This is a genomic window from Nitrobacter sp., from assembly GCF_047149785.1.
GTDB lineage: Bacteria > Pseudomonadota > Alphaproteobacteria > Rhizobiales > Xanthobacteraceae > Nitrobacter.
Map to the genome: position 1 here is coordinate 125,100 of NZ_BAAGBE010000001.1, position 25,516 is coordinate 150,615.

General features: G+C 60.7%; 16 protein-coding genes and 2 pseudogenes. 6 read left to right on the top strand and 12 right to left on the bottom strand.

The window, feature by feature from the left end:
• Window positions 1-205: 205 nt before the first annotated feature.
• From ACMDCM_RS00560 to ACMDCM_RS00575, 4 genes and pseudogenes are all read left to right on the top strand, one after another.
• A pseudogene (locus ACMDCM_RS00560) lies at window positions 206-486 on the top strand (sunset domain-containing protein).
• A gap of 693 nt (window positions 487-1,179) precedes the next feature.
• Window positions 1,180-1,791, top strand: coding sequence for a heme-binding beta-barrel domain-containing protein (locus ACMDCM_RS00565; protein WP_412771739.1), 612 nt, complete (start codon window positions 1,180-1,182; stop codon window positions 1,789-1,791).
• 582 nt (window positions 1,792-2,373) lie between these two features.
• Window positions 2,374-2,613, top strand: coding sequence for a hypothetical protein (locus ACMDCM_RS00570; protein WP_412771740.1), 240 nt, complete (start codon window positions 2,374-2,376; stop codon window positions 2,611-2,613).
• Between the two features lie 1,924 nt (window positions 2,614-4,537).
• Window positions 4,538-5,326 (top strand): LuxR C-terminal-related transcriptional regulator, encoded by a 789-nt coding sequence (locus ACMDCM_RS00575; RefSeq protein ID WP_412771741.1) that lies wholly within the window; start codon window positions 4,538-4,540, stop codon window positions 5,324-5,326.
• 112 nt (window positions 5,327-5,438) lie between these two features.
• Here the strand turns inward: ACMDCM_RS00575 and ACMDCM_RS00580 are convergent, their stop codons facing one another.
• The 4 genes and pseudogenes from ACMDCM_RS00580 to ACMDCM_RS00595 form a co-directional block, all read right to left on the bottom strand.
• Complete coding sequence (locus tag ACMDCM_RS00580) at window positions 5,439-6,866, bottom strand: HlyD family type I secretion periplasmic adaptor subunit (RefSeq protein WP_412771742.1); 1,428 nt, start codon at window positions 6,864-6,866, stop codon at window positions 5,439-5,441.
• The gene (locus tag ACMDCM_RS00585) at window positions 6,853-8,949 is read right to left on the bottom strand and encodes a type I secretion system permease/ATPase (protein ID WP_412774620.1); all 2,097 of its coding nucleotides are present in this window, start codon (window positions 8,947-8,949) and stop codon (window positions 6,853-6,855) included. Before ACMDCM_RS00585 ends, ACMDCM_RS00580 begins: the two co-directional genes overlap by 14 nt.
• 321 nt (window positions 8,950-9,270) lie before the next feature.
• Window positions 9,271-9,600, bottom strand: a pseudogene (locus ACMDCM_RS00590) (cysteine peptidase family C39 domain-containing protein); the annotation flags it as partial.
• A gap of 116 nt (window positions 9,601-9,716) precedes the next feature.
• A complete protein-coding gene (locus tag ACMDCM_RS00595) occupies window positions 9,717-11,888 on the bottom strand; it encodes a glycoside hydrolase family 16 protein (protein ID WP_412771743.1) in 2,172 nt (723 codons plus the stop codon).
• 501 nt (window positions 11,889-12,389) lie between these two features.
• On the opposite strand from ACMDCM_RS00595, the gene ACMDCM_RS00600 reads away from it, so the two are divergent.
• Complete coding sequence (locus ACMDCM_RS00600) at window positions 12,390-13,955, top strand: polysaccharide biosynthesis/export family protein (RefSeq protein ID WP_412771744.1); 1,566 nt, start codon at window positions 12,390-12,392, stop codon at window positions 13,953-13,955.
• Window positions 13,956-14,362: 407 nt separating this feature from the next.
• On the opposite strand, the gene ACMDCM_RS00605 is transcribed toward ACMDCM_RS00600, so the two are convergent.
• The 8 genes from ACMDCM_RS00605 to ACMDCM_RS00640 form a co-directional block, all read right to left on the bottom strand.
• On the bottom strand, window positions 14,363-15,157 hold the full coding sequence (locus ACMDCM_RS00605) for a class I SAM-dependent methyltransferase (protein ID WP_412771745.1): 795 nt from the start codon (window positions 15,155-15,157) through the stop codon (window positions 14,363-14,365).
• A gap of 99 nt (window positions 15,158-15,256) precedes the next feature.
• Complete coding sequence (locus ACMDCM_RS00610) at window positions 15,257-16,585, bottom strand: MATE family efflux transporter (RefSeq protein WP_412771746.1); 1,329 nt, start codon at window positions 16,583-16,585, stop codon at window positions 15,257-15,259.
• On the bottom strand, window positions 16,576-17,853 hold the full coding sequence (locus tag ACMDCM_RS00615; RefSeq protein ID WP_412771747.1) for a glycosyltransferase family 4 protein: 1,278 nt from the start codon (window positions 17,851-17,853) through the stop codon (window positions 16,576-16,578). Before ACMDCM_RS00615 ends, ACMDCM_RS00610 begins: the two co-directional genes overlap by 10 nt.
• A gap of 13 nt (window positions 17,854-17,866) precedes the next feature.
• Complete coding sequence (locus ACMDCM_RS00620; protein ID WP_412771748.1) at window positions 17,867-18,631, bottom strand: hypothetical protein; 765 nt, start codon at window positions 18,629-18,631, stop codon at window positions 17,867-17,869.
• Window positions 18,618-20,603 carry a hypothetical protein gene (locus tag ACMDCM_RS00625; RefSeq protein ID WP_412771749.1) on the bottom strand — a complete coding sequence of 662 codons (1,986 nt, stop codon included), beginning with the start codon at window positions 20,601-20,603 and terminating at the stop codon, window positions 18,618-18,620. Before ACMDCM_RS00625 ends, ACMDCM_RS00620 begins: the two co-directional genes overlap by 14 nt.
• Window positions 20,594-21,748, bottom strand: coding sequence for a glycosyltransferase family 4 protein (locus ACMDCM_RS00630; protein WP_412771750.1), 1,155 nt, complete (start codon window positions 21,746-21,748; stop codon window positions 20,594-20,596). Before ACMDCM_RS00630 ends, ACMDCM_RS00625 begins: the two co-directional genes overlap by 10 nt.
• A 76-nt stretch (window positions 21,749-21,824) precedes the next feature.
• Entirely contained in the window at window positions 21,825-22,622 is a 798-nt protein-coding gene (locus tag ACMDCM_RS00635; RefSeq protein WP_412771751.1) for a glycosyltransferase family 2 protein, read from the bottom strand.
• Window positions 22,619-23,878 carry an NAD(P)-binding domain-containing protein gene (locus ACMDCM_RS00640; RefSeq protein ID WP_412771752.1) on the bottom strand — a complete coding sequence of 420 codons (1,260 nt, stop codon included), beginning with the start codon at window positions 23,876-23,878 and terminating at the stop codon, window positions 22,619-22,621. Before ACMDCM_RS00640 ends, ACMDCM_RS00635 begins: the two co-directional genes overlap by 4 nt.
• A gap of 369 nt (window positions 23,879-24,247) precedes the next feature.
• Here ACMDCM_RS00640 and ACMDCM_RS00645 point away from each other — a divergent pair, with 369 nt between their 5' ends.
• Complete coding sequence (locus ACMDCM_RS00645; protein WP_412771753.1) at window positions 24,248-25,447, top strand: GNAT family N-acetyltransferase; 1,200 nt, start codon at window positions 24,248-24,250, stop codon at window positions 25,445-25,447.
• Window positions 25,448-25,516 lie beyond the last annotated feature (69 nt).

The following is a 25,516-nucleotide window of genomic DNA, read 5'->3' on the forward strand; positions in this document are numbered from 1 at the left end:
TTCCGCTTGCCTACAAGGTCGCGGCAGCCCCTTATCCGTCAGGGTAATCACGCCGCCTCTTCTGCCGTCCTGTTCACGACTCGGCCGCACTCCATTCATCGCCGCAGGCTGGACGATGAATGGAAAGCCTTGCCGGAACGAGACCTGTACAATTTTCGCTTATCGCGGCAATTCGAATGAACGCCCGCCGTGCTTGAATGCCGGTATGGCACGACTTGCGATACTAGTGTTGGTTGCTGCGGCGGCAGGCTTCACCGGGCAAGGCCTCTTGTCGGAGATGAGCAGCCATGCGGGCCATTCCGCGGTTGGAGCGACGAGCCTCGGCTGTAACATCAAAGGGAATATCAGCCTGAACACTGGCGAGCGCATCTATCACGTGCCCGGCCAGGAGTATTATTCCGCGGCGGTCATTACAACAAAGGAGAGCGCTGGTTCTGTTCAGAAGATGAGGCGCGCGCCGCCGGATGGAGGAAGGCAATGCGGTAGCTGCCTGGCTTCAGCCTGAGAGGGCGATATGGCAGGTTTTCGTACGTTATCTAGTTCAGGACGGACTTCGAGCGTTCAGGCGGCATTCATGGGCCCGGCGCTTTACTTCCCTCCGTTGTGATCCCGAAATTATATTTGCGTTCAGCCCGCCATGTCAGGCGGGCTTTTCGTGTCGACCGTTTGCGCTCAAGCGACCTTCGGGATTTTTCGCTGCCATGCGCAAGGAACCGGCCGCGGTCTCGTGCATTATCGACTCAGACGGGTACCAGTACCCCTCGTCTGGTAGGTGGAAGTCGACCCGCCGGTGACCCACATTGCCGGCGGGTTACGTCGTGCGTCGCCTGCGTTTGGTCCGAATTTTGGCCATGCCTCGCTTATGCCATGCCTCGCTCATGCGTTGTCCGGCCCGGACGGACGAGGCAATCCTCTTGCCGCTCGACGACAACGAATTCTCTTGAACTGGCGACTGCTCCCGAAACCAAAAAGAAAAAAGAGGGAAGCGTCAGGATGGAAATCGTGCATCGCTGTTGATCCGCGCCATCATTTCCTGCCGCCACACCGGCGCCTCTTCGGCATAAAGATTTATTTGCAATAAATGTTTAAAGCCCTAAGGTCATGTATCCCCCGAGCGTCGACGAAGAATCGATGGTGCATGGCTGTTGACGCCCGGCGTTGTTTGACAAGGAATCGAGAATGGCAAAGGCATTTGGCCCTCAGAAACTGGGGCCGCTAACGCCGCTGGTCGGCGAATGGGAAGGTGACGTTGGGGTCGACCTCTCGTATCACAACAAGGACGATGAAACGAGCAACACCACCTATTTTGAGAAAGCTTGGTTCAAGCCAATTCCAATCCAAGAAAACGGTCGACAGGAATTATGGGGGCTGAACTACGGAATGACCGCATGGCGCCACGGCGAAGAGGCGATGGACCCGTTCCATGACGAGGTCGGTTTCTTGCTATGGGACAAGGCCCATGGCGAAGTCATGCGTGCGGTCGTGTTCGGCCGTGGTATTGCGATCCTCGCGGGTAGCAGCGCTAAACCTCACGACAGAACGTTAACGTTCGACGCGAAGCCGGGGGCGCCGCACTACGGGGTCGTGCAGAACAAGTATCTTCTCGAACGCGCTGAAATCCGCGACTTCAAGAGCACTTTCACGATCAACGATGACGGGACTTTCAGTTATGTCTCCGATCTTGTTCTGAAACTCGCAGCGACCGAGGAAGAGATGCATCACACGGACAAGAATATTCTGCATCTTGTCAAGCGCTACCATCCCAGCGCTGAAACGCACACGGTGCGCTGAAGAACCATCGGTCACTCGACGCCCCGCATTGCTCGGTCTCCGGATCGCGAGGGATCGTTCGATCTCGCCTCGAGTTCGACCAACGACCGCGCGCGGGTTATCGCCGTCCATGATGCCGATGGTCGGGCGCGAGCGTATAGGCCCGCGTTGACGATGTGGACTGCTGCCGGTGGTCGCTGCTGCTCGTCCGCCCTCAACCTGAGGAGCGTGTCGCTCGTCTCGATCCGGCCGGACATGCGCGGCACGAAAGCTCGGGGGGCGTGCGCCGACAGGTACGGCCTGGCCTTGCAGTAGGAAAAACAGGCTGCGATCGAGAACCTTCTGAGGCAGCGATCACATTGGGGAGTTTTCTCTTATGCTCCGCGTCTGGTTGTTCACCAGGAAGTTGCGAAACGCCGAGGAACTGGACCCGGGAACTTTGCGTCGAAGTCTTTTGACCAATGTTGAACACAACGGATACCTGCGTCCCGCAAAACTGTGGTGACGCAAGTCCTTCATGTGAAAGTGAATGAATCTGCGACCGTGCAAAGGAGACCATTCTCCGTCCGGGACGTTGACCGTGCGACCAGAGGGGAGGGACAAATGGCCTATGCTCTATTTTATCACGATCAACGCATCGGGGCGGCGGCGCCGACCGAGATCGAGGCATGGAGGCGAGCGCTGCGTTCGGGACTGATCGCGGATATCCCGGTCTCGGACGAACGAGGCGGTCAGGTCTTGCCGCATGGTCTTCATGTGAAGCAGATTGTGCAGCCCGACCAGAGTGGCGGCCCGCGCGGGGACCAAGCCGGAGACCGCCCGGGCATTGAAGGGCGGGGCTAAGGCTGAGCTTGAACGGCCGACATTCGGGGACAGCGCGTATCACCAGGTGATACCTGCCGCTGGGGTTTGGGGGATTGCTGGCAGCACCCGCCGCGGCGCGGGGGCGCACGATGAATTATGCGCGCTGCAAAAAACCACGTTGGACGAAAGGTTTTTGAGCGTCGGCGTTCCTCAGGGTCTTTGTGTTGGGAAACGACCTGTTTCGGGCTCACGCTCCTGCCGCCAGAGCGAGCCTTTCCGCTTTCGATTCCATCAGAAGCGAAGAGGCTTCCAACGCGTATTAAGCGCGACAACGACTGCTGTACGTATCGGTTGTGCCGCTTGCGTCGTTACTGCAACGGCATCGGCGGCCGGGGGGCGCTGTCGTCGCCAGACGGCGGCGGAAGTCGGGAAGGCGCCGGTGCCCGTGCCGGGATGTAGGCGTTGCGTTGCTCGGGTTGTTGCGGGTGTATCCGCCCTTCGGCTGCCGGTCGCGGCGAAAGGACCGGGGGTGGACGGTGTGGAATTGATGCTTGAGGCGAGGTGCGTTGCCGTCGTGACGCAGCAGGCTTGGCCGGGTGCTGCACAGGCTTGGGATGCGCTTCGCGCTCGGCGGCCTTCGCAATCTCTCGACGCAATTGCTGTTCACCGGTCCGCAACTCGTCGACTGCCTGTTTTAGCGAGGCGATGTCGCTTTCCATTGTTTTGAGTGACTGTACCGTTTCGGCGGGAAGCGTGGCTTGGATGGGTGCAGCTTGCGTCGGAGCCGGGGCTGGATCTGTCGACGGTGTTGGCGGCTCGCGTGCAACCGTCGCGGCCGTTTGCGTGGGATCCGCTGTTGCGGTTGGTTGAGACGCGATCGCTTGAGCCGTCGCGCTCTGCGCTTCAGCCGCAGGAGTCTGCGTCAGAAAATGCGGTATAAAGCGTGAAAGGCTCTGTGTGGCCTGGTCGCGGTAGGAATGCCAGGCCATCGTCGCGGCAACGCCGGTACAGAGGGCCAGTAGCACGACGAAGATCCCGCGATGAGATCGCGCACGGGGAACTGCTACATTATGGAATGCATCAGCATTGTCATTCGACGGCGCGACCCGAACCGATGCGTCCTCAATTGACTGGGGTGCCGTTAAAGACGTCTCGTCATCTTGCGGCGTATGATTTTTGATCCGCGGAGCCAGATCACGCAGTTGTGCGATTATAACGTCGTGCGGATCGGCCTGAGAACCGGCAGCGGGTTGTGGTCTGAATAACATCGAAGCCCCCGAGTGACTTGTTACACGGCCGGGTTCCGACCAACCTGTCCCGTGAGAAGAAGACGCTGTGCTTTGACCTCAGCAAGGCAGCACAGGGGAAAGTGTAAGGCAGGAAAACGATGATCGCAGGCCGTTGGCCGCCAATGGCGTGCTGCGAGATAGATCTGATCGTTCACTGTGATGCTGTCACATAAGACGCAGTCCGCCGCTGGCGTGCTGCGGGAATCGGAAAAATTCAACTTATTTTGAGCCTATTTTGATGCCTCCCGCCGCTTGGGCTGGTCTAGTGTCCAGGCTGAGGCTCGCTCGCGAACCGGTCAGCAGAGGCGAAGTTTCGCGGGGATGCAACCCCGCACGAGATCAGATCGAGCATTCAACAACGCCTGGTTGAGACGATTGCTGGACGCCTATGACGATTGCTGGACGCCTATGATGTTCGCAGATTTGTTTGGGAACCGGAATGATTTGTCGTCCTACGACCTTCTGCAAAGAGTCCGGACTTCGAGTTCCGCTATTGGAACTACGGTTAGATTCCACCGAAAATTTGAACTTTCAGTTGGAAGGCCCCACTAAAACATTGTGGGTCGTTGGAAAAGGAGTGTCTTGCCGGCCCGCTACCTCTGCAGGAGTAGCCCCTAAGGAGTTTTTAAATCGATTTTCAAAGTTTCCAGTTGCGTGCTGACCAGGAGGGTCAAATGAGGAGGCATCAGTCCTTTGAAACATTTCTCATAGGAAAGAGCGTTTTAATGAGAGAAGGTATTGTCCGGATTTTACGCGCGGAGAACTTCCGTGTTCGGGCATCGGTATCATCTCCGGATGAATTGACAGGCACCTTTCGAGGACCTCAACTGCTGTTTCTGATCGTCCATACCGGAGATGATTTTGCTCTGGCGGTTGAACAGATCAACATTTTGAAAGATCAATATTCCAACGGGCGCATTGTCGTTGTGGTCGACGACTATAGGTCGACTGAACCGGATCTGGCGTTTCAGGTCGGCGCTGCGGGTTATCTCGTGAGCGCCATGTCCTGCGATGCCTTCGTAAAATCAATCGAATTGGTTATGATGGGTGAGGCGGTTTTCCCGCCCGTGTTCCAGACATCGGCGCCTAATGCCAGAAGTGAGCGTCAACGCAGTGCCGCGCCCCCTGACCAGGACACGATTTTCGTCACGTCGGAGGATGCGACTGCGCCGCAGCTTTCCCCGAGAGAGCTGGCGATTTTGCGTTGCCTTATCAGCGGCAACTCCAATAAGTGCATTGCGCGAAAGATCGATATCGCAGAAGCGACAGTAAAGGTTCACGTCAAGGCAATTTTGCGGAAGATACGAGTTCAGAATCGAACTCAGGCCGCGATTTGGGGAATGAATCATCCGCTGCTGGCACAGCCGGTAAATGGTCCCCCCCATCTTCCTGCCGCCAATGCAAACGAATCATTTTCAGATCCCGTCACGGTAATCTCCGCAATAAAGCGAATGGAGTCGTAAGACGGCAATTGGCGGCGGTATTTGATATTTGATGATTATGCGTCAGGCCGCATTGGCGAGCGGCCGCAACACGGTCAGCAATAAACAAGACTGGCCAATGAATGAATATCCGCTATCGCTCCCGTAGGGCGTCCTGCTTGTATCTTGCCAGCGGCGAGAGCAGGTAGCTGATGATCCTGCGTGAGCCTGTCTTGATCTCGACCGTCACGGCCATTCCGGGGCTTAACTTGACGCGCTTTTCGTCTATTTGCATCTCCGTGCGATCGAGCGAGACGCGCGCTGCATATTGTAATTCCTGCCCATGCGGTTCGCTGCTGCTTGTCGCCGCACCTTCAGCCCTGTCATTCGACCCGTTCGAAGGGTTGTCGCGAACGATGGCGTCGGAAGACAGACTGAGAACCTCGCCGTGAAGAAGTCCATAACGCGTAAAGTTGAATGTATCGACCTTGATTTCCGCTCTCTGGCCGGGATGGACGAACCCGATATCGCGATTTGACACCATGGCCTCGATCTCGAGAGGGGCTTTGGTGGGGACCACCACCGCAAGCACCTGGGCGGGGGTCACCACGCCTCCCACCGTATGAACGGCGAGTTGCTGCACAACCCCGTCGACCGGTGCGGTCAAGCTCTGGAGCTTGGTCCGCTGATCCGCCTTGATCACGTCTTGGGTGATGCTCGCGACCTTTTGCTCCGCCTTGGACAGCGCATCATAGACGGCGCGCCGATACTCCATGGCGGTCTTTTCTCTTGTCTCCCTCAGCAGAGCGATCGCCGCGTCGGCTTCACGCAGCTTGCTTTGCTGGACAGTGACGTCTTGTTGGAGTCCGACCAGATCCTGCAGTTCGGTAAGATAAACGACCTTCGACGCCAGTCCTTTGTCGAGGAGTGTCTTGTGAATGTTGACCCGTTCCTGCAATATCGGAATGGTAGCCTGGATTTTCGCGACGCTGGCGGAAATCGTCCCCCGCTCGGCTTCCTTCTGGTTTAGTTGACGTCCGATCTCCGAAAGCTTGGCGTCATGCTCGGCCTGCTCACTGATCAGTAGCTGGCGTTGTGTTTCGATTTTGGCGGGATCTGCGTCTCGAGGCGGATGGAACGCGGCGAGCGGATTGTCCGCCAGGGCAGCTCGACGCCGTGCGGCATCGAGTTCGGCGCCGACGAGATCGCTCTTTTGTCGCTCCCGGTCGGCGTCGGTCATCGTCGGATCCAGTTCAATCAGGACGTCGCCGGCCTTCACGGTCTGGCCGTCCCGCACGTGAATGGCACGGACGACGCCGGTCTCGAACGGCTGGACCAGCTTGGTTCGCCCTCCCGGCACGATCTTGCCAGTCGATGTGGCGACGATGTCGACGCTGCCGAGCGACGCCCATGCGAGCGCGACGCAGAAGATCGCGATGATGCTCGCTGCTATCGCGCGCCCGACCGGCGAGGGCGGCGTTTCCGCAATCTCGAGGGCCGCTGGCAGAAATGCGATTTCGGCCTCGCGACGGCGGATCATGGCTTTTGGAAAAGCGACAACGTTCTTGCTAGCTGGCGTCATGGATGCCCGCCTGTAGAAAGTGCAGCTTTGCGTACCGCCCGTTAGAGCGGATCAGGTCGTCGTGGCGGCCGTCCTCGACGATGCGGCCCCGCTCGATCGTAATGATGCGATCGGCCCGCCGCACCGTCGATAGCCGATGGGCAACGACAAAGACCGTCCGGCCTGCCGCGATGCGTTTCATATTCTGCTGGATTGCACGCTCGCTTTCGTAGTCGAGAGCGCTTGTCGCCTCGTCGAGAATGAGGATGCGCGGGTCCATGATGAGCGCGCGGGCGATCGCGATGCGTTGGCGCTGTCCGCCCGAGAGGCTGCTGCCTCGCTCGCCCACGACGGTGTCGTAGCCTTCGGGCAATTCGAGAATGAAGTCGTGAGCACCCGCAAGCTCGGCCGCTGCAATTATGCGCTCCATGCCGACGGCCGGATCAGCGAGGGCGATGTTCTCCCGAATCGAGCTGTTGAAGAGCACGTTCTCCTGGAGCACGACGCCGGTCTGTCGGCGCAGCCATGCGAGGTCCACCATGGCAAGATCGACGCCGTCGATCAGCACGCGCCCGCTTTCCGGCACGTAAAGACGTTGGATCAGCTTGGCGATGGTGCTCTTGCCGGAGCCCGATGAGCCGACCACGCCGACGACCTGACCGGGCTGGACGTTGAAGGACACGTCGTGCAGCACTTCGGGTCCGCCAACGCGATAGCGGAAGGTCACATGATCGAACGTGATCTGACCACGGATCGCCGGCAACGCGGCGCGTCCGGGGCTGAAGCTTGGCTCCGGTATTGTGTTGAGGATGTCGCCAAGCCGGTCGATCGACAGACGCGCTTGATGGAAATCCTGCCAGAGCTGCGCGAGCCGCAGCACGGGCATGCTCACGCGAGCGGCCAGCATGTTGAACGCGACAAGCTCACCCACGCTCATCTCGCCATCGATCACAAGCTTGGCGCCGAAGTAGAGTATTGCGGCGATGACCAGCTTGTTGATGGCCTGGACCGCCTGACTCGCTGAATTGTTCAAGCTGAGGACGCGAAAGCTTGCTGATACGTAAGCGGCGAGTTGCTCCTCCCAGCGGCGCTGCATCTGAGGTTCCACCGCCATGGCTTTAAGCGTTTCCACGCCGGTTACGCTCTCCACGAGGAAAGCCTGATTCTCCGCGCCGCGGTTGAATTTCTCGTCCAGGCGCCGGCGAAACAACGGCGCTGCACCAGCGGAAATACCGATATAGAACGGGAACGACGCCAAAACGACGAATGTCAACGAAATCGAATAATAGAACATCACTGCGAGAAAAACGAAGGTGAACAGGAAGTCTATCACGAGGGTCAGCGCCGAACTCGTCAGGAATTGGCGGATGTTCTCCAGCTCGCGCACGCGCGCGACTGAATCACCGACGCGTCTGGCCTGGAAATATGCGATCGGCAATGCCATCAGGTGCCGGAACAACCGGGCGCCGAGTTCGACGTCGATGCGGTTGGTCGTGTGCGCGAACACATAGACCCGAAGCGTGCCCAGAACGGCCTCGAAGATCGTCAACGAGACAAGACCGATGATCAGAACGTCGAGCGTGCTCATGCTCTGATGCACGAGTACCTTGTCGATGACGACCTGGAAGAAGAGGGGAGAGATGACGCCGAAAAGCTGAAGGAAGAACGAGGCGACGAGCACCTCGCCCAGAAGGCGACGGTACTTGTGAATTGCGCCGAGGAACCAGCTGATGTCGAAGCGTCGCGACAGGTCCGTTAACGACGCGCGCCGCGCCATCAGGATGATGTCGCCATCCCAGATGGCTTCGAGGTCGGCTTGCGTCATGGTTTCGGGCTGCGGAACCATTGGCCACTGGACCAGGAGCTTCTCGTCGGCGATTTTGCCGAGGATCAGGAATCCACCGTTTCGCAGAACCGCAATGCCCGGAAGCGGGGTGACGGAGAGCCGGCTCCAACTGGTCTTCTGTATCCGGGACTTGAGGCCGAAATCCTTGGCGCACCGCAACATGCTGGCGATGTCGACTCGCGTGACGCCAAGCTGGTGCCGAATTTGTGCTGGATCGGCCGCGACGCCGTGACACCGCAACAAGGTGACCAAGGCCATCAGTCCGGACTCGTCGTCTGCGTCGAAGTCTGCGGCGAAATCCGGCTCCGCGGCTTCGACGACAGTCTCGCTTCGGTCGAAGCGGTGCATCCGTTGACCCAGTCCGCGCAAGCGGTCGGCGAAGGCATGGCGAACCTGCGCTGCGAAGCTGCGTCCTCGTGTCGATATAACGCCAAGGACGAGCATCGCCAGGCTGCGCGCGCGGATAGCCGCATTGACCAGGGCATAACGAATACGCTGCATAAAGCTGATCGACCCGGCAAACACGACGCGGCCGTCCCAGATCGCTTCGAATTCCTCGCGCGTAATAAGCCTGGTATGCCCCGAGTTCGGATACCCCGACAATGGATGCATAACCAGCGCACCGTTGTCGTCTGCGCGTCCAAGAAGCAGAAATCCTCCGTCGCGCAACGACGCAATTCCGGGCAGCCGCATGCTGACCAGTTGCGTCCAATCCGTCCTGCGCGCGCCCATCGCGATCCCAAGCTGGGCGGCGCAACGGAGCATCGCCCGGATGCCTATCGTTGCCGTCGTTCCGCAGCGTTCGCGGATCTGGTCGATCGCGGCATTTACTCCTTGAAGACGCAGAAATAGCCAAAGGGCGAGAAGCCCGGCGTCCTCCGTCGCAGCGGTCTCATTGTGCGTCGCCATTCTAGCTCAGCTCTCAACAATGACATGGGGATTTCAAATGCCGCATGAATCGATGGCGCGCCCGGACACGAAATCCGTTCAGGGACGGAGCAGGGTGCCCGGGCGCGCCGGCTGGTTTAATGGCGAGGTCGGGTCAGGAACGACTCGTTCAGCCAGGCGGAGGCCTGTGAGAAGGCTGTCGCAATCTGACCGTGATCGATCTGCCCCGAGAATCCGCCGCCGGCCAGATACTGGTTCAGCAGAGCGAAGCTGTGATTTGCATGAGAATGCGAAGTCACAGGCGATGTAGCCGGAGGAGACGTCCCCGCGGATGAGGCCGGGGGATCGGTCACGGTGATGGTTTGTGCGGCCGATCTCGCGATGGCGCCCGTTGTAGGATCTTTTCCGGTTGCCGTTGCCGTGAGCGTCGCAACCGGGGCGCCGGAGCCTTTATAATCGGAATGCAGCGTCAATCCGCCATCGACCTGTGCGGCGGTCAAGGTGATATTGTCCCCCTTGAATGTATGGCCGTCGAGATTCGATGTTATCGTCTCGTATCGCGGCAGCCCCTTGATATTTACGGTCACGGTATCGTCCGGATCGGATGTCTTGACGCTGAGTCCCAGATCGACCGCGCCGCGAGCGTTCACCGACAGCGAGTGGTCCGCCACCGATAGAACAGGCGTGGAGACCGAAGGCTTGGTCGTTGGCGGCGTTGTCGTTGGCGGTGTCGTCACTCCGCCCGTTCCCTCTTCCGATGTGCTTACCGGCGACGGATCGACCTGAAGGCCGGAGAAGGTTTTCACCGCGCCAGAGAGGTTTGCGGAGAGGCCGTCCGCATCCTTGATGCTCGCACCGCTCGGAAGATTGACCTTTGTGATGGCGAGCGCGGAGGTGCTGGTGTTGGTGGCCGCCACGGTGGTTTGGAACGTGAGCGCGTTTGTTCCGGAGCCACCGACATAGGTGGCGGTGCCGCCGTCGTTGAGCGTCAGCGTGGGCTTGCCGGTCACTGTCACGGCTTCGCTGAAGCCGAGCGTCAGCGTGATCTTGTCGCCGACATGCTCAACACCGTTTCCAGGCGACGCCGTTGCCTGGGTCACCGTGGGCTGGGTTGCCGGCGGCGTGGTCACCGGAGGCGTGGTGACCGGCGTGGTTGTTTCGGGTGGCGAGGTCGATGCTGACGGGCTGACGTTGGCGCCCGTAACGGTGTTACCGCTGCCCGGTTTTTGATAGAGCTGGATTGAGTCGATCTGCATCTGCATCGACGACGGAGTCGAGTCGTTCAGGACCGTATGCCAGCCTGACGTGTTGGAATTAGCGACCTGATTGTCCAGAATCAGTTCCATCGGCTCGGTCGGAATCGGCACCTCGGCGCTGGTGACTTGCGCTATCTGCTTCCCGTCAAGATACCAGGTGATCGACTTGCCGGGTTCCCAGTCGATGGCATAGGTATGAAAGCCGGCTGTGAGATCGACGCCGGTGTCGACGACTTTGCCGAAAGTACCGTTCGGCGTGTGAAGATTGGCTGAGAATGCCTGATTTGCCGGTCCCTTGCCGGTGTACCCGCCTTCCTGGACATCGATCTCAAAATTGTCGCGGCTGTTGCCCGCGCCTTTACCCGGTAACAGCCAGATGCCCGGCCAGGCGCCGTCGCCGCTCGGCGCTTTCATGCTGACCTGAAGGTAGCCGCCCGTGAATTCGAAGTTGCCGTAGCTGCTGACAGCGCCGGATGTGATCGGGAAGGTCTGCGTCGTGCCCCGGTTATTGCCGGTTATGGGCGACTTGATCGCCGTGATGTTCAACGCGCCGTTGCTTACGGTTACCTGGCTCGGCATATTGTAGTCGGCGTCGTACTGCCCCCCCGGGCCGCTGCCGCCAGATCCGTTGCTATTCCAAGGTGCACCATTGGCGGCATTGCTCGTAATGTAATTGTGCCAGATGCTGTTGAGCGTCGTCCCGGAGAAGTCTTCCTGAAAAACCAAGTCGCTTGAGTCGTAGCCTGCAGGCGTAGATAGAGCCATCCCACTATCCCCATCGGTCTTTGAGCCCCCAATCCGCGACTGCTGTGGCCAGAAATGATGGCGACAAAATAATCGAGGAGAGTGGAAAATAAGGCGTCGATGCGGTCGGCTTCCGCGGGTGCAACGATCCGCTCCGGGCGAACCCGAAGCCGCCCGACGATTTCGTCTTAATTGAGAGAAGCTTGCGGTCCGGTCTTGTCGTTGCGGAGGAGGCTCGTGTGCCTGCCCTCGGAATCCGCTGCTTGATTTTTCGTCTTCAACTTTGATGTCAGCGGACTGAGCATCCAATCAAAAAGATAAGGCTGTGGATACCGGTTTGCGTGAGGAAAACGCGTCAAATCAAAACTTTAGAGCCCGCTCCTGGTTTTATCAGAAACGAAAAACGCGATGGAGGCCGATTCAACGAAGTTGGATCAGCCTTCAGGTATTCTGGTCCGGCACCGGATCGCTGGCAGTATGCAACGGCCTCAACCATTGACCGGTCGATTCCGCGTTTTCACTAACGCGCTGTTTTCAGGGGTGTGACGAGATACTCCAAAAGGGGTGCCCACAAAGGGGATTTGTGCTTCCGGTCCCGATACGTCAGCATGGCGAGCATAGAACGCCGCGCCTTACCCTTGCACCGCTTCGGGGCGGGTAAAGGCCACCGTAGAAAAATCGCCATAGCCAAAGAGGCGACGTGTCATGGGCGCCCAACGCGATTTCTTCCGAACCTGCCTTTCATCAATTTCATTATTGAAGGCGCCAAGAAGCATGTCCCCGTTAAATGCGTCTTCCCGCGGAAAAATAGTGAAGCCGGTTCTGCTCACGATCGGGTTGTACGGGCTTGGCTTCGTGCTGATGGACAGACCACTGCTGGACGGGGTTCTCATCGAGAGCAATAGGCTGCTCGGTAATATCTCAGGCGGCGTGGTGCAGAAAGTTCTTGCCGCCAGTCCGACCCCGCACGATCAGCCGCAGGAAGTGTTGGCTGGGTATGCCCCGCCCACCGTGGCGTCATCTGATAACCTGGTTCGTGTTGCAACCGATGCCGTCGCTGTCCAGCCCAGCCCCGAACCGGCCGGGCTGTCGTTCGGCGTCGGCGACAAGCTCAAGATCGCCTTCTACGAGCGGCTGAACGTCGAGGAGGACAGATGGGGTCGCCCCGCCTCTGCCTTGCGTGGCATCCAGGAGCGTCCGGAATTGAGCGGAGAATACACTGTCCAGGAGGACGGCACGGTTTCAATACCTTTACTCGGTTCAATTCCGGTCGCGGCTCGGTCGGCGCAGCAGGTGCATGCCGCCATGGACGCGGCTTTCGAGAAACTTCTGGGTCGCAAGGGGATGGTCAACATCGCGTTGGTGGAACGCGCGCCGATCTACGTTCTGGGGCCTGTGAAAAATCCGGGCTCTTTCAAATACGTGCCCGGCGCGACAGTGTTGCACGCCATCGCGATGGCCGGCGGCCTCGATCGCGGTGCGAACGATCCGTGGTCGAAGGTCGAAACCGTACGGGAAATCCAGAGGCGCAGCGGGGCCGCAGATTCGGTGGTGAAGCTCATGGCACGCGAGGCGGTTCTGAAGGCCGAACGCGACGGGACGGCGCCCAAGGTTCCGCTTCGGCTGATGGAGCTGGTCGGCGCGACTGCGGCGACACGCCTCGTCAATGAGCAAAGCAACGATCGCAAGGCCATCGTTCGGGCGCGTAAAGACCGCAGACGGGCGATCAAAAATGCTGTTGAGTCTGCCAAGCAGGATCTTCTTGAGTATGGCCACACGACATCGCTCGACAAACTCGTCAAGACGCGTCAGGACCGCGTCGACAACATGCGTGCGCTGATGGACCGCGGTGTTGCCACCAAGTCCCAGTTGAGCCAGGTCGAGGCCGAATTGGCCGATGCCGAGCAGCGTCGGCAGGATGCCATCAACCAATACGGGATGGCCAAGCAGCGGCTGGCCGCCCTCGAAGCGGAAGGGCTCAAGGTTCAGGCCGATCTTGAGAACGACGTCGCGGTTGAGATCGACGCGATCGACCGTCAGATCGCGGACAACGAGCGGGAGCTCAGCAGCAGCGAAGGAGTTCTGAAGAATTTGTCCGCGACAAGCGTTGCCTTCACGTCCTCGGAGGAGGCGAGCGGCGCCAGTTTTCAAATCGTGCGGCGGACGCCGAACGGGCCGGTCAACATCTCGGCCGATGGTATGACGCTGTTGCAGCCGGGCGATCTTGTCAATATCATTGTGGGAACAGGTGAGACAACCGGGCTGCCGGCGACGACGTTGGTTCCGTCAACGCCGGTCATGATCCCGCGCAAGAGACCACCGTCGGCCGGATCCAGTGCCAGCAATCAGAATGTCCGCGCCGTCGCGCAGGAGTAATGGCGAAGGGCGCCCCCCCCAAAAGACGATGCCGTCTCGGTTTATGGTTCAGGTTTTATGGGTTCGCAGCGTTAGAGCGTTTTCAAGCGAAGTGGCTTACCCGTTCGCGTAAAGAAAACGCATCAAATCAAAATCATAGAGCCCCGCTTGATTCCATCATAAGCGGGAAAGGCTCCAGGTGGCGCCTTAAGCGCTGCCTGAGCGCATCCATCGCAGCACATCTATCGCAGCACTTGGTAAGACGCTCCGCAAAATCGAAGATCTGATCGAGCGCTGCGTAGTTACCCACGCCGGGGCCATGCCGGTAGGCATGCGTTTTCGCCGTTCTGGAAGTTTCGTTTGAAGAGGCGGCGGGCTCCGTGGAGGCAAAGGCAACGCACGGAGGCCTTGCCGACAGATTTCACGTTTCAGGAATTGAGAGGTCGGGTTGCGACGATCAGAGTTGAAACGCCGAATTTTCGCAAGGGTGTCTTTTCGATCTGCGGCATGAGCCGTCGGTAGGCCGATATCACGCTCGCCGGTAGCCATTGGTAAAGTTCGAACACCGGCAACACATAGTCGACCTTTTGTATCTCGAAACCAGCCGCGGCCACGATGTTGCGCAGCTCATGGGGCCAGTAGTTCCGCGCGGCCATGGTGCGCGCGGTCCAAGAACTGGGCAGCCAGGGAAGGAGTGGGATCGGAAAGCCGAAATCACGGCCAAGAAGCCGCATGCCGTGCCCCTCGAACGGAAACCAGCGGTTCGGACTCATCACGACAAGATGGCCGCCGGGCCGCAGCACCCGCCGAATTTCATGCAACGTGGCTGCCTCATCGGCGACGTGTTCGAGAACCTCGTTCAACAGCGCCGCGTCGATGGACGAATCCGGCAGTGGAAAGTTATCTGTGCAGCAGTGATATTCGACAGCATCCCCCAGTCGAGTAATCTTTTCGTCGTTTGTCTGTTTGCGTGCGTTCGCCTCATCGATTCTTGATTGTTCGGGGTCGACACCAATGACTTTCTTCGCACCCCAGGCGACCAGGGCCTCGGTATAGCCGCCGTTCGCGCAGCCACAGTCGAGCCAGACGCCGTGCAGAAGTCCTAGGTCTTTCAATTTCCCGAGCCTGTAGGCGACATTGCTGCCGATCGCGGTTGAACTGCCGGGATGCGGGTAACGCGGCGCGGTACGCGCGCGCGACAGAGAAAGCTCGTTCGTCGTCATATGCCGGTTTCTCCCTTTGCGATGCTGGTCGAGCCAGATGATGATGTCTCCAGGCGCTCCAATTGCGGTCGATGATCTTTTGTCATGACGGGAGCTCCCCTAAATCCGGAGCGGCGGCGAGGCAACGAGTTCAGGAGAAGGGTTTGCGGAGATACCCAAGCTCGACGCAAAGGCCCAGAGGAGGCCCGCGAAAATCCCCTCGATGCTGACGGCGATTGTCCAGCCGACGACCAGGCCCTCAAGTCCGCCGAGTTTCGCTCCCGCGACCACGAGGCCCACCTCCAGCAACCCGCCGAGCGCGAACGGAAGGGACGCCCTGCGCATTGCATCACTCAATCGCGCCAGTGCGCAGGCATGGAATTTGAGTGTCGATCCCAGCAGACTGAAACCGAGGAGGCGCAGACTTGATCCCGCGATGTCCCGGTAGGCTGGATTGAAGATCTCCAGGATATTTTCCGAATAGACAAAGACGAAAACGGCACAAGCCAGCGAGAACAGCAACGACGCCGTGAGCGACACAAGGAAATGGCGCCGGGAGCTGTTTGGGCCTGCCCGGACGACGGGGAATAGAACCGTGGTCAGAACCGCGGGGATCACCGCGGCGGTAGAGACCAGCAGCCAAAGCGCTGAGAACGCCGCGGTCGCGGCCGGCGACAGGAGCACCAGCACGAGATAGGGCACGATGACGCTGGGGGCTTGCGACGTGACATCGAGCGCGTAGTGGCCAAATACTTTAAGTCGGAGCGTGTGAAGCAGGCGAAAGTCGGGAATTCCGACGAGACGCCGCGCGCCGCCTCTGGTCAGGAGGTCAAGCCCGATCCAAGATGCCAGCAGACCGGCTACCCAGGTCAGGATGATCGCAGTGCTGGAGGTCTGGCTGACGACGGCGGCGATGACGATCAGCATCAGCTTGAACACGGAGAAGAGCACCTGCTGGATCATTTTGCCGGCACTGTTCAGGCTGCCGACGAATGCCTGACTGACGACTACGGTGAAGGCGGTCAGAGCGCAGCCAAGCACGAACGCAACGCCTGCAGGCCATCCGTCGATCAGGTTGGCGGATCCGACGAGATGAGCCCCGGGAATGAAGGCCAGGGCCAGGACGACCGCCAGCGCGACTCCGATCGATGCCGCCGCGCCGACAAGGGCGGGCGCCTGCTTCGGATGGCGGACGATTTCGCCAATCAGCAGGGTGCCGAGCCCAGCGTCCCCGAGCAGGGCCACGAGACTGACGATAGACAGCAGGGCGGATGCGTTGCCGATCGCTGCCGGCGGAAATAGCCGGGCTGCCAGCCACCAATAGACAAAGCCGAGGCCAGCCGTTGCGACAGTACCGATCGCTAGGGCGCCCGAATTTATGACGAGCGTGGCGTTGTCCTGAAGCGCTCCGCGCACGCGCATCAAAGCCGCGGCGGCGATCATCCGCACGGTGGCCCTCCCGAGGTCTGGTGAACCGCCACCGGAGCTCGACGAGCCGCCGGGTGCAGAACGTTGCGGTAGACCTGCTCGATCCGGGTCACGACGGCGCTGGCCTTGAGACGCTCCACCCTGGCGAGGCTCGCCGCTCCCAGGCGTGTCAGCAGGGCGCGGTCATCGAGAAGCTGTTGCATCGCCTGGCGTAAAGCCAGCGTATCGCCGGCGGGTACGAGAAGACCTGTTTCGCCGCTGTCGACCAGGTCGGGCATGCCGCCAATATCGGTCGCGACAACAGCCTTGCCGCACGCCATCGCTTCCATGATGACCGTTGCGCAGGCTTCCGGCCCAACCGATGGTAAAACGCCGAACAACGAGCGCCGCCATGCGTGCATGATGGCGGAATGCGGCCACGTGCCGAGCGCATGGACGTTCGGGGGAAATTCGGCCGGCGTGTCGGGAGCTCTCCGCCCGAGGAGAATGAGAGGCGGTGCCCGCTTCAAGCCCGCATAAGCGTTCAGCAGAACGTCGATGCCTTTGAGGCGCATCATGTCGCCCACGAATAGAATGAAGCCTTCCGCAGGCAGTTGCGCGAGCAGAGGATCTTCCGGACCGGGCACGCCGACATCGTCGGGCACGAAGTTGGGGATGACCTCGTAAGGAATACGGCTCCCTGTGAGTCCTGTGTTGCGCGCGACCGCGTGGCTCACCGGGATGAAGCGGTCCACCATGCGCCGGGCTGCAAAGCTTGTCCCCATGTTGCCCAATGTGGTCACTGCCGCCTTCAAGGTGCCATAATGGCGCGCGGCGCAGGACAGGCACTTCGTCAGTGCCGGATCGCTGCACAGATGCGTGTCCTGGTGCATGAAGTTCTTCTTGGCGCAGACGAGGCCGTAATCGTGCAGCGTAACCACCAGCGGCGCGCCGCCGAGCGGCTTCACCGGAAGGAAGGAGGCGTAGATCCAATTGTGGGCATGGACAATGTCCGGCCTCTCTCGCACGACCAGCCGCTTCAAGGCTAACACCAGCTCGGGATCCGGGAATGGCGGAGCATGCCGCCGTTCGGAATCGGCATGAAGGTGGGACAGGCGCTGGAGCGTGCCGCGCAGGCGATGGACGCGCACCGCGCCATCCAATTCGATGTCCGGCGATCCGGGATGCATCGTGGTTCCGACGATCACGTCGTGTCCTCGTTGCGCCAGCGCGGCGCCGAGATTGCGAACGTGCCGCTCCTCACCTCCGATCACCGGAGGATAAAATTGAGAGAGCAGCAGGACGCGCATGAACCGATCTCCTTCAGCCTTTAACGCCAGGCACCAGCGCCGAGACGCTGCGATAGAGGCGGTTGTCTTTCGGCCGGTACAGTTTGGCTTCGGCTTTCTGGGTGGTAGCCAGGATGGGCACCGGAATATCCCGGGTCCAGGTGTCGCCTGGCGCGAGTACGAGCGAACGGAAGACAGCCAGCGGTTGCCCGTTGAGCGTGATTTCGAGATCGAACTGCTGGGTTTGAGCCTCGGCGCTGCGAACCCCGACCGAGAGTCGGGCTGGACCGGCATTGGCAGGCGGCAACATCCAGAGTTCGACGTATTTGAATTGCTGCTGGCTCGATTCGTCGCGGACGGCCAATGCATATGCTCCGGTCGTGACCAGCACCGCCAGAGCGAACGCAACCCCGTGCCATGGCCGAAGCCCCGCTTGTTGCGGCCATGACGGCAGATCGGCAATTTCGCGACGCTTCGCAGTTATCAACGACGCGCCGACCGTGACGGTCCAGAACCAGATCGCCCAGCCGAACGGGGTCAGGAAGCCCATGATGTTCAGGGCAAACCCGCCCGCGATTCCGGCGGCGAGACTTGTTCCGACGGCGTAGGCCAGGCGCTCGGCGAGCGACGTGGTTTTCACCCCGATGGCTCGCAGCAGCACATAGCCCGGAATGAAGAGCACCATGGGCACGCCTAGAATGGTGCGCCCCAGCACGCTGTCGGAAACCGTCACGGCCGCTACCAGCGCGGTCGCCCATACGCAGGCTGCCGAAAGGTCCCGATGGCTAGAAGCGTCCATGCAAACCCCTCACGTCGTAGATGACGATGTAGCCGTTGTCGTAAATGCGGGTGATGCCCTTGATGTTGTTGAATTTGAGCAGCGCGGCGGCGGACAGTGGCGTCGTGGGTTTTTGCTCCCACGGCTCGAAGTAGAAGCCGAGCACCGGGAGGTTCGTCGACAGCCGTAAATCCACCAGCAGGAATTCGATGTCGCCCTTCGCCAACGCCCAGTATTCGTCGGAGTCCAGTTTCGGCGCCCTGAACACGCGCCCGGCATCGACTCCTTGGGACACGGCGAGTCTCACGTCCTGCCGCCCGTAGCCCGCGAGCAGCAGACGGTTGATGCGGTCGGAGACGAAGCGATTGCCGGGGCCGAGCCAGGTCTTGGTCCAGCGCGCCGTTTCGATTCCCATGGGTTCGATGGACTGATCGTCGGCACCCACCTTGTAGCGGCCCTGGATGGGATTGAGCGTTGCACTTGTGATGCCGCCCAGAACGATGATCACAAGGGCAAGTGGCGGCGCGCTGCGGCGCCACCCATGCGACGGGCGACGACGCTGCCAGTAGTGGAGGATGCTCACGGCGACCACCAACCCGACGCCGAAGAATGCCAGCGTCCCCATGCGGTTGCCGACTTCCCAGCCGCCGCCGCTCAATCGGAAGGCGACCGAGACCGGGAATCCGAAGGCCAGGATGGTGAGGAATACAAGGCGGCTGTCTTGCCAACGCCGTCCGAGAATTTCCCTGATCGCAAGCCAGCCGGTCCGCCTCTCGCGCGGCGTCGCCAGGGCCAGCGACCGGAAGAATCCCGTCGCGAGCCCTGCGGCCGTCAGCAGGATCGCAAGCATGGTGATCAAACGCACGCCGAACGGCTGGTGCGGCACCGACGCAGTCTCGGTCACCCGATGCGTGGACAGCAAGCCATGGAGTATTCCAAGGACGTTTTTGACGCCGCCTTCGACGATCGGGCCGAGATAGTTGGCGATATGGGCACCACTAACCTCCATCCACAGGATCGGCAGGGCGACGGCAACGGTCGCAATGAAGACGGCGAACTTTGCCTCGGTCCGCGTCCATCCGTCCCGATGCATGATCTCGAGGAGCGCCACTGCTCCGAGATAGATGGCGGCATAGGCGGCCGAGAGGTGATGGGTCACCGCAAGCGCCGCCAGCAGCAAGACAATCAACCCGACGGCCTTCAATCTTGGCGGCCCTGCGAGAGTCCTGGAAGAGGCTTCGACCGCAAAGATCAGCGCACAGAGGACAATGCCGAGGCTCTCGTAGGAAAACATTGCCTCGAACAGGACGAAGGTCGAGCACCCCATGTAGACCAGACTGGCGATGGCTGCGAGGCGCGCCGATCCGGTGAGCTTTTCGTAAAACAGAAAGAGGGCCGCGACGAACGTTCCTCTCAGAACAGCCAGCAGCAACGTGCCGGCGGCAAAAATCGACAGTCCGGTCAGGTTGACGATCGCCGTCGTCAGGATTTCCAGAGCGGGATATGACGGTCCGATCTCGAGAAGCGGGTTGGAAAGGAACAAACGGCGCGCCGTCAGGAGATCGTCCGCCGCGATCCAGTGCAGGAACTCGTCATGGCCGACAAAGCTCGTCGGCGAATGCAGGATCTTGGAAAAGAACAGCGCTTCGACGAGCAGGAACAGAAGGAAGAACCGCTCGCCCCTGGCTACCCGCGGCCCAGCGATGCGCAGGCTGATCGGGATAACGAGGATGCCGACGCCGGACCAGAACAGCAGCAACGCCATCGTCCCGTCGCCGCGGCGCCCCGCCCCGTGTCCCTCCGCGATCAGGAGCAAGGCGGTAGCCGCCGTCAGACACAGGATGGCGATCAATCCGAAGTTTGCAGGCGGCGGCCGTGCATCGACGCCGTCCCCGTGAAGATCGGGGCCGATCACGGTGGAGACAAGCCGCACCCAGGTTTGAAAAGGCTTGGCGCCGTCGCCTGCGGTGAAATGGACCGGCATCAGCGGCATTGGGCGCCCGCCTCGGGAAGCCGCCGCGGAATGCCATGCGGCTCGGCTCGGCTCATAAGCCGACCGTTGAAGACATCTTCGTAAACGTCGCTCAGCGCTTGCGCGCAGTCATCCCAGTTCGGCAGCGCCAAATTCGGGATCTGGCGCCGGGCCTCCAGTTCATCGGCCATCGCGGCCGCGATGTCTTCGGGGTTGGCGTCGAGCGGAATCGCGCGGCAGAGACCTTTGTCGGCCAACTCTCCCAATCCGGACGTATCGCTGACGAGCACCGGCCGGCGGAGCGAGAGAGCTTCCATCACGGCGACCGGGTGGGCTTCGTAATCGCTGAACAGCACGAACAGTCCGGCGCTCGCCAGAAGGTCCGCCAGTTTCTGCCGCTCGGATCCGGGGATGGCTGCGATGGTGACGCGGTTCTCGAGTCCGAGTGAGTCGACAAGGCTGCGCAGCACTCTCTCGTAAGGGCCCGCTCCCGCGATATGCAGCCGCGCGTCAGGCACCCGGCGGATCAGATCCGGCATTGCCGCTATCGCCCGGTGATGGCCCTTGTAACGCTCCAGCCTGCCGCTCGAAACAATCAGGTTGGGTTCGACCGTGACATTCGAACTCGGAGCGGGCATGGCGGCGCCGTTCGGGATGACGGCGAAGCTCCTGCGGGGCACGCCCATCCTGGCGCTGAAGAAATCGGCTTCGAATTCGGAAACGCCGATCAGTCGCGCGGCTCTGGATATCATGGGACGTAGCAGCGCATGCTGGGTGCTGCGCACGGCGTTCCGCAGCCGCGAGGAATGTCCGCCGCTGTGAAAAGTCAGGACGAACGGAAGATCGCGGTGGAGCGTCGCCAGCAGCCCGATCGGCGTCACGAAAGTGCCATAGCCCTGAAAATGAACGAGATCCCAGGAGCCGCGATTGATCGCCGCAAAAATTCCCGGCGCCACGTAGAAGTCGCGATGCTTTGGCCATGCCGGCACGCGTTGCACGTTCATGCCCCGCACCGTCTCTTGAATCGGCCATTGGCCCGAAGGATCGGTGGTGAGCACATCAACCGTGTGGCCGCGCGCCACCAGGCGGGGACCTACCTCCTGGATGTGGGTTTCGATGCCGCCCACGAAGGGATGACACCGAGCGGCAACCATCAGGATGCGCATTGGCTCGTTCCATCCCCTCCCGGTCTCGATCGCCATCGCCGGCGCGACCAGCTTCCGCGCGATTGCGGAGCCGCGTCTACGGATATCCGTGTGAAACCAGCGAAACGGGCGAAAAAATCCTTTCGCGAAGGATCGTCTTGAAAACGCGCCAGCCGTCAGGAAGCGCGCGCAGATTGCTGAGGCCGCTGATGCGGGGGGCTTCGAAGCTCGCCACCTCGACGATCTTCAGCCGGTTCTTCAGAGCCCGCACGTTGATCAGCGTTTCGATCTCGAACCCGTCGCAGTCACAGTGAAGGGTCGCGACGTGCTTGGTCCAGAACGCGACATAGCCGTAGCAGAGATCGGAGAACGATCCTCCATAGAGCAGCCGCACCGCCCAAGTCAGCCCCCAATTGCCGAGCATTCGAAACAGCGACATGTCGTCGGTCCCCGCGCCCTGGAGAAAGCGCGAGCCCTTGACCATATCCGCGCCGGCCATGAGAACGCCGACGAAGACGATTGCCTCTTCCGGTTCCATCGATCCGTCGGCATCCAGCATCACGATGATGTCGCCCGTTACCGCATTGAAACCGGCCTGCAGGGCGGCGCCCTTGCCGCGCCTCGGCTCCATGACGATCTTCACATCGCTGCGCAGGCTGCGGGCGACCGCGACCGTGTCGTCGGTCGAGCGGCCATCGATGATGATGACCTCGTGAGCCCAGTCCGGAATGCGCGGTAGAAGCCAGGGCAGATTCTTGGCCTCGTTGAGCGTCGGCACGACGAAGCTGACCTTGGGCAGAGCCAGCGACCGCTCGGGCGGGAGCTTGATCGGCATTTGAACAGGCGTCGGCATGGCGCCGGCTTGGGCAAGAATACGCGGGACGGGAGCGTTCATGACAGCACCGTGCTTTCAACAGTTTTAAGTTTGGTCGTTGGTCGGATGCGGGGCGGGACTGCCGAGAGGTAGTGAGCGAGATGTCGGGCCGGGTGCGAGGCGCCGTACACGAACCGGCACACCGGACCGAAGCTGTTCGCAGCGACGGGGCCGATGAAATGCAGGCCGGGCACGGAGCTTTCATAGTGCGCCGACAGCAGAGGCGCTCGCTCGACGCGGCAGATCCGATTCAGCAGGCTTTCGTTCAGGAAAGCGAGCCGGGTGATGTCGATCTTGTATCCGGTCGCGAAGATGACGTGATCGGCCAGCAACGGCTGCCGTGAATTGCCGTCGTCCGCCACGAGGTCGAGCGCAACCTTGCCGTTGCGTGTCTCGAATCCCTGGATGGCTCGACCGAGCAACAGTGGTATTTTACCGACCACTCGGTCCTTCATGAACGCGCTGCTCGAAGGGCCGTGTATCTTGGAGTTTGCGAGGCGAACCCGCAGATCCTGGTTCAGGAGGCGGATCAATTGCGGATACTTGGCGCAGGCGGCCGTTGTCCAGCCATTGCCGATGCCGCTCATCGGGGCAGCGATACGTTCGAACAAGGCGCGCGGGCGAGGTCGGCAGGCGAAGTTCAGATACGACGCTCGCGTCACAAGCGAAACCGGGACGCCCTGCTCATGGAGCAGCGCCGCCAGATCGGTCGCGGACGATCCGGCGCCGACGACAATCACCTTTTTGCCCCGAAGCGATTCGATCGGGCCGTATTCGCCGCTATGCGAGCAAAGATCGGCGGGAAGATGCTCGGCCTCAGGCGGCAGGTGCTTGAAGGGATATAAACCGACCGCCACCACCACGCGGCGTGCATCGACTGTTTCGCCGTCGGCGAAACTCGCACGAAAGCCCGCCGGACCGGGCTCCAGCGCGGTCAACGTCTTGCGCTCCACGTTTGGCGCGTAACGCGCCTGGAAGGCCTCGCCGTATTCGACGAACCGGCTGAGAGGCAGCGGCATCAGTTCGTCGTGGTAGGGCAGGGCGCGTTCGGTGCAGTAGGTCCTGGCCGTGAACTCCAACCTCGGATCGGACAGGCTGGACGCCCAGGGATAGGATTTGAGCAGCATGCCGCTCGGCATGTTGCTCTTCCAGGGACCCATCGATTCCCCGAAAATCCGATGCTCGACGCCGCGCGATCTGAGATGCGCCGTCAGCGACAAGCCATAAGGTCCGGCTCCAATGACCGCTACATCGACGGAGCTGCCTAGTCTTGCCATACCGAAACTCCCGCAACCTCGCGTCGAAGCATCTCGGATGCTGCGCCGCATTGGAAGCGCGATAGGTGATTAGCTCCTTTGGGTTAGCTGTCCGTCCGACTCATCTTGGTTCCGCGCAGCAGGTCGGTTCCGCGCAGGGTGGCGCACACGCAGGATGCGCGGTGCCGATCTTGAAATTCGGGCGAACTGAGACGTCTTTAAGTCCGGAAGGATTCCAAGAGAGGTAACCCTTATAGGAGCTTCACTTTCGGTCGCTTACAACCGAAGCTCTCGATTGAAGCGCCGGCATTACCTGCGCGAGAAAGTTTCACGTCTCAGGCCATGAGAGGCGGTTAGCAGCTTGGCGTTGATTTTACCGGGGATCTGATCGTGTCATCCACATCTGCGGTCGACGCCGCGGTCCTTCACTTGCGGCCCACATTATCTCATGCATCGGGGGACGACCCGACCACACGTCACGATCGTGTCATCGACGTCAGCGTGGAGAGCCTGCGGGATCTTGCGGGAGTCGAGTCTTCATGGAAGGACCTCGAGTCGCGAGCCGATCACTCATTCTATTTGTCCTGGCTCTGGATCGGAACCTGGCTGAGGCATCTTCCGAAGGGGGTGAACCCGCATGTGGTCATCGCGCGGGCATCCGGCGCGATTGTTGGCTTGGCGATCGTCTGCCCGCGCAAGATATGGCACCTCGGGCCGCGCGAGCGGACTCGTTGGCTGCTGAATGAGACCGGAGATGCGAGCTTCGATCGGCTCTTTATCGAACATAATGGCGTTCTCGCGGACCGATCTTCGGCGGATCGTATCACGACGATCTGTCTTGAGGTCTTGACGCGCCGCTTGCGGTTCTCCGACGAACTGGTGCTGTCGGGCATTGGTCTGGAGGTCGAGACCATTGCCCGTCGCGCTGCCGCCGGACTTGCTATGGACGTCCGCGTAGCGGATAGCGCGCCGTGGATCGATTTTGCAGAAGTCCGCCGGAAGGGTGGGAACTATCGCGCCGCCCTGGGCCGCAACACGCGACAAGCCGTGAGCCGCGCCATGCGGCTTTACGTGGAGCGCGGGCCCATTAAGTACCTGACCATGGAAACGACGTCGGAGGCTCTCGCCGCGTTCGATGAACTCATTGACTTTCATTGGTCGCGATGGGGCCGCAAGGGGCCCTTCGCCAATCCGGGCTTTCGTCTGTTCCATGAGAATCTTATCGCGCAGGGAACTCCGATCGGTGCGGTACGAATCTCGCGGACCCTGGTCGGCGATCGGACGATCGGAATCCTGTATAATTTCGTGCATCGGGGCCATGTGTTCAATTACCAAAGCGGCTTTTTCTACGAAGACGACGGGCGGCTCAAACCCGGGCTCGTCAGTCACGTACTGGCTATCGAGGACAGCCTTCTGCGAGGCGAAGGTAGCTACGATTTCGGCGCGGGTCCTGCCGGGCATAAGTCTCGTCTCGCTAACGCGCAGCGTGCCATGACGTGGATCGCTGTCGGGAAAGACAGTCCGGAGCGTCGCATCGAGGCAAAGATTCGGCGAGCGCGGCAAAAGCTCCGAGCCATGGTGGCTGGCTGAGAGGACGGCCGGCCGTGCGCTCTTTGATAATTCCAGCTTGCGGCGGCTCGCCCACGCGATGAATGCTGG

Excerpts from the sequence above, each read along its gene's own strand:
- ACMDCM_RS00565 (WP_412771739.1), top strand. The coding sequence starts at position 1,180 with ATGGCAAAGGCATTTGGCCCTCAGAAACTGGGGCCGCTAACGCCGCTG.
- ACMDCM_RS00570 (WP_412771740.1), top strand. The coding sequence starts at position 2,374 with ATGGCCTATGCTCTATTTTATCACGATCAACGCATCGGGGCGGCGGCG.
- ACMDCM_RS00575 (WP_412771741.1), top strand. The coding sequence starts at position 4,538 with ATGAGGAGGCATCAGTCCTTTGAAACATTTCTCATAGGAAAGAGCGTT.
- ACMDCM_RS00580 (WP_412771742.1), bottom strand. The coding sequence starts at position 6,866 with ATGACGCCAGCTAGCAAGAACGTTGTCGCTTTTCCAAAAGCCATGATC.
- ACMDCM_RS00585 (WP_412774620.1), bottom strand. The coding sequence starts at position 8,949 with ATGGCCTTGGTCACCTTGTTGCGGTGTCACGGCGTCGCGGCCGATCCA.
- ACMDCM_RS00605 (WP_412771745.1), bottom strand. The coding sequence starts at position 15,157 with ATGACGACGAACGAGCTTTCTCTGTCGCGCGCGCGTACCGCGCCGCGT.
- ACMDCM_RS00615 (WP_412771747.1), bottom strand. The coding sequence starts at position 17,853 with ATGCGCGTCCTGCTGCTCTCTCAATTTTATCCTCCGGTGATCGGAGGT.
- ACMDCM_RS00620 (WP_412771748.1), bottom strand. The coding sequence starts at position 18,631 with ATGGACGCTTCTAGCCATCGGGACCTTTCGGCAGCCTGCGTATGGGCG.
- ACMDCM_RS00625 (WP_412771749.1), bottom strand. The coding sequence starts at position 20,603 with ATGCCGCTGATGCCGGTCCATTTCACCGCAGGCGACGGCGCCAAGCCT.
- ACMDCM_RS00630 (WP_412771750.1), bottom strand. The coding sequence starts at position 21,748 with ATGCGCATCCTGATGGTTGCCGCTCGGTGTCATCCCTTCGTGGGCGGC.
- ACMDCM_RS00635 (WP_412771751.1), bottom strand. The coding sequence starts at position 22,622 with ATGAACGCTCCCGTCCCGCGTATTCTTGCCCAAGCCGGCGCCATGCCG.
- ACMDCM_RS00640 (WP_412771752.1), bottom strand. The coding sequence starts at position 23,878 with ATGGCAAGACTAGGCAGCTCCGTCGATGTAGCGGTCATTGGAGCCGGA.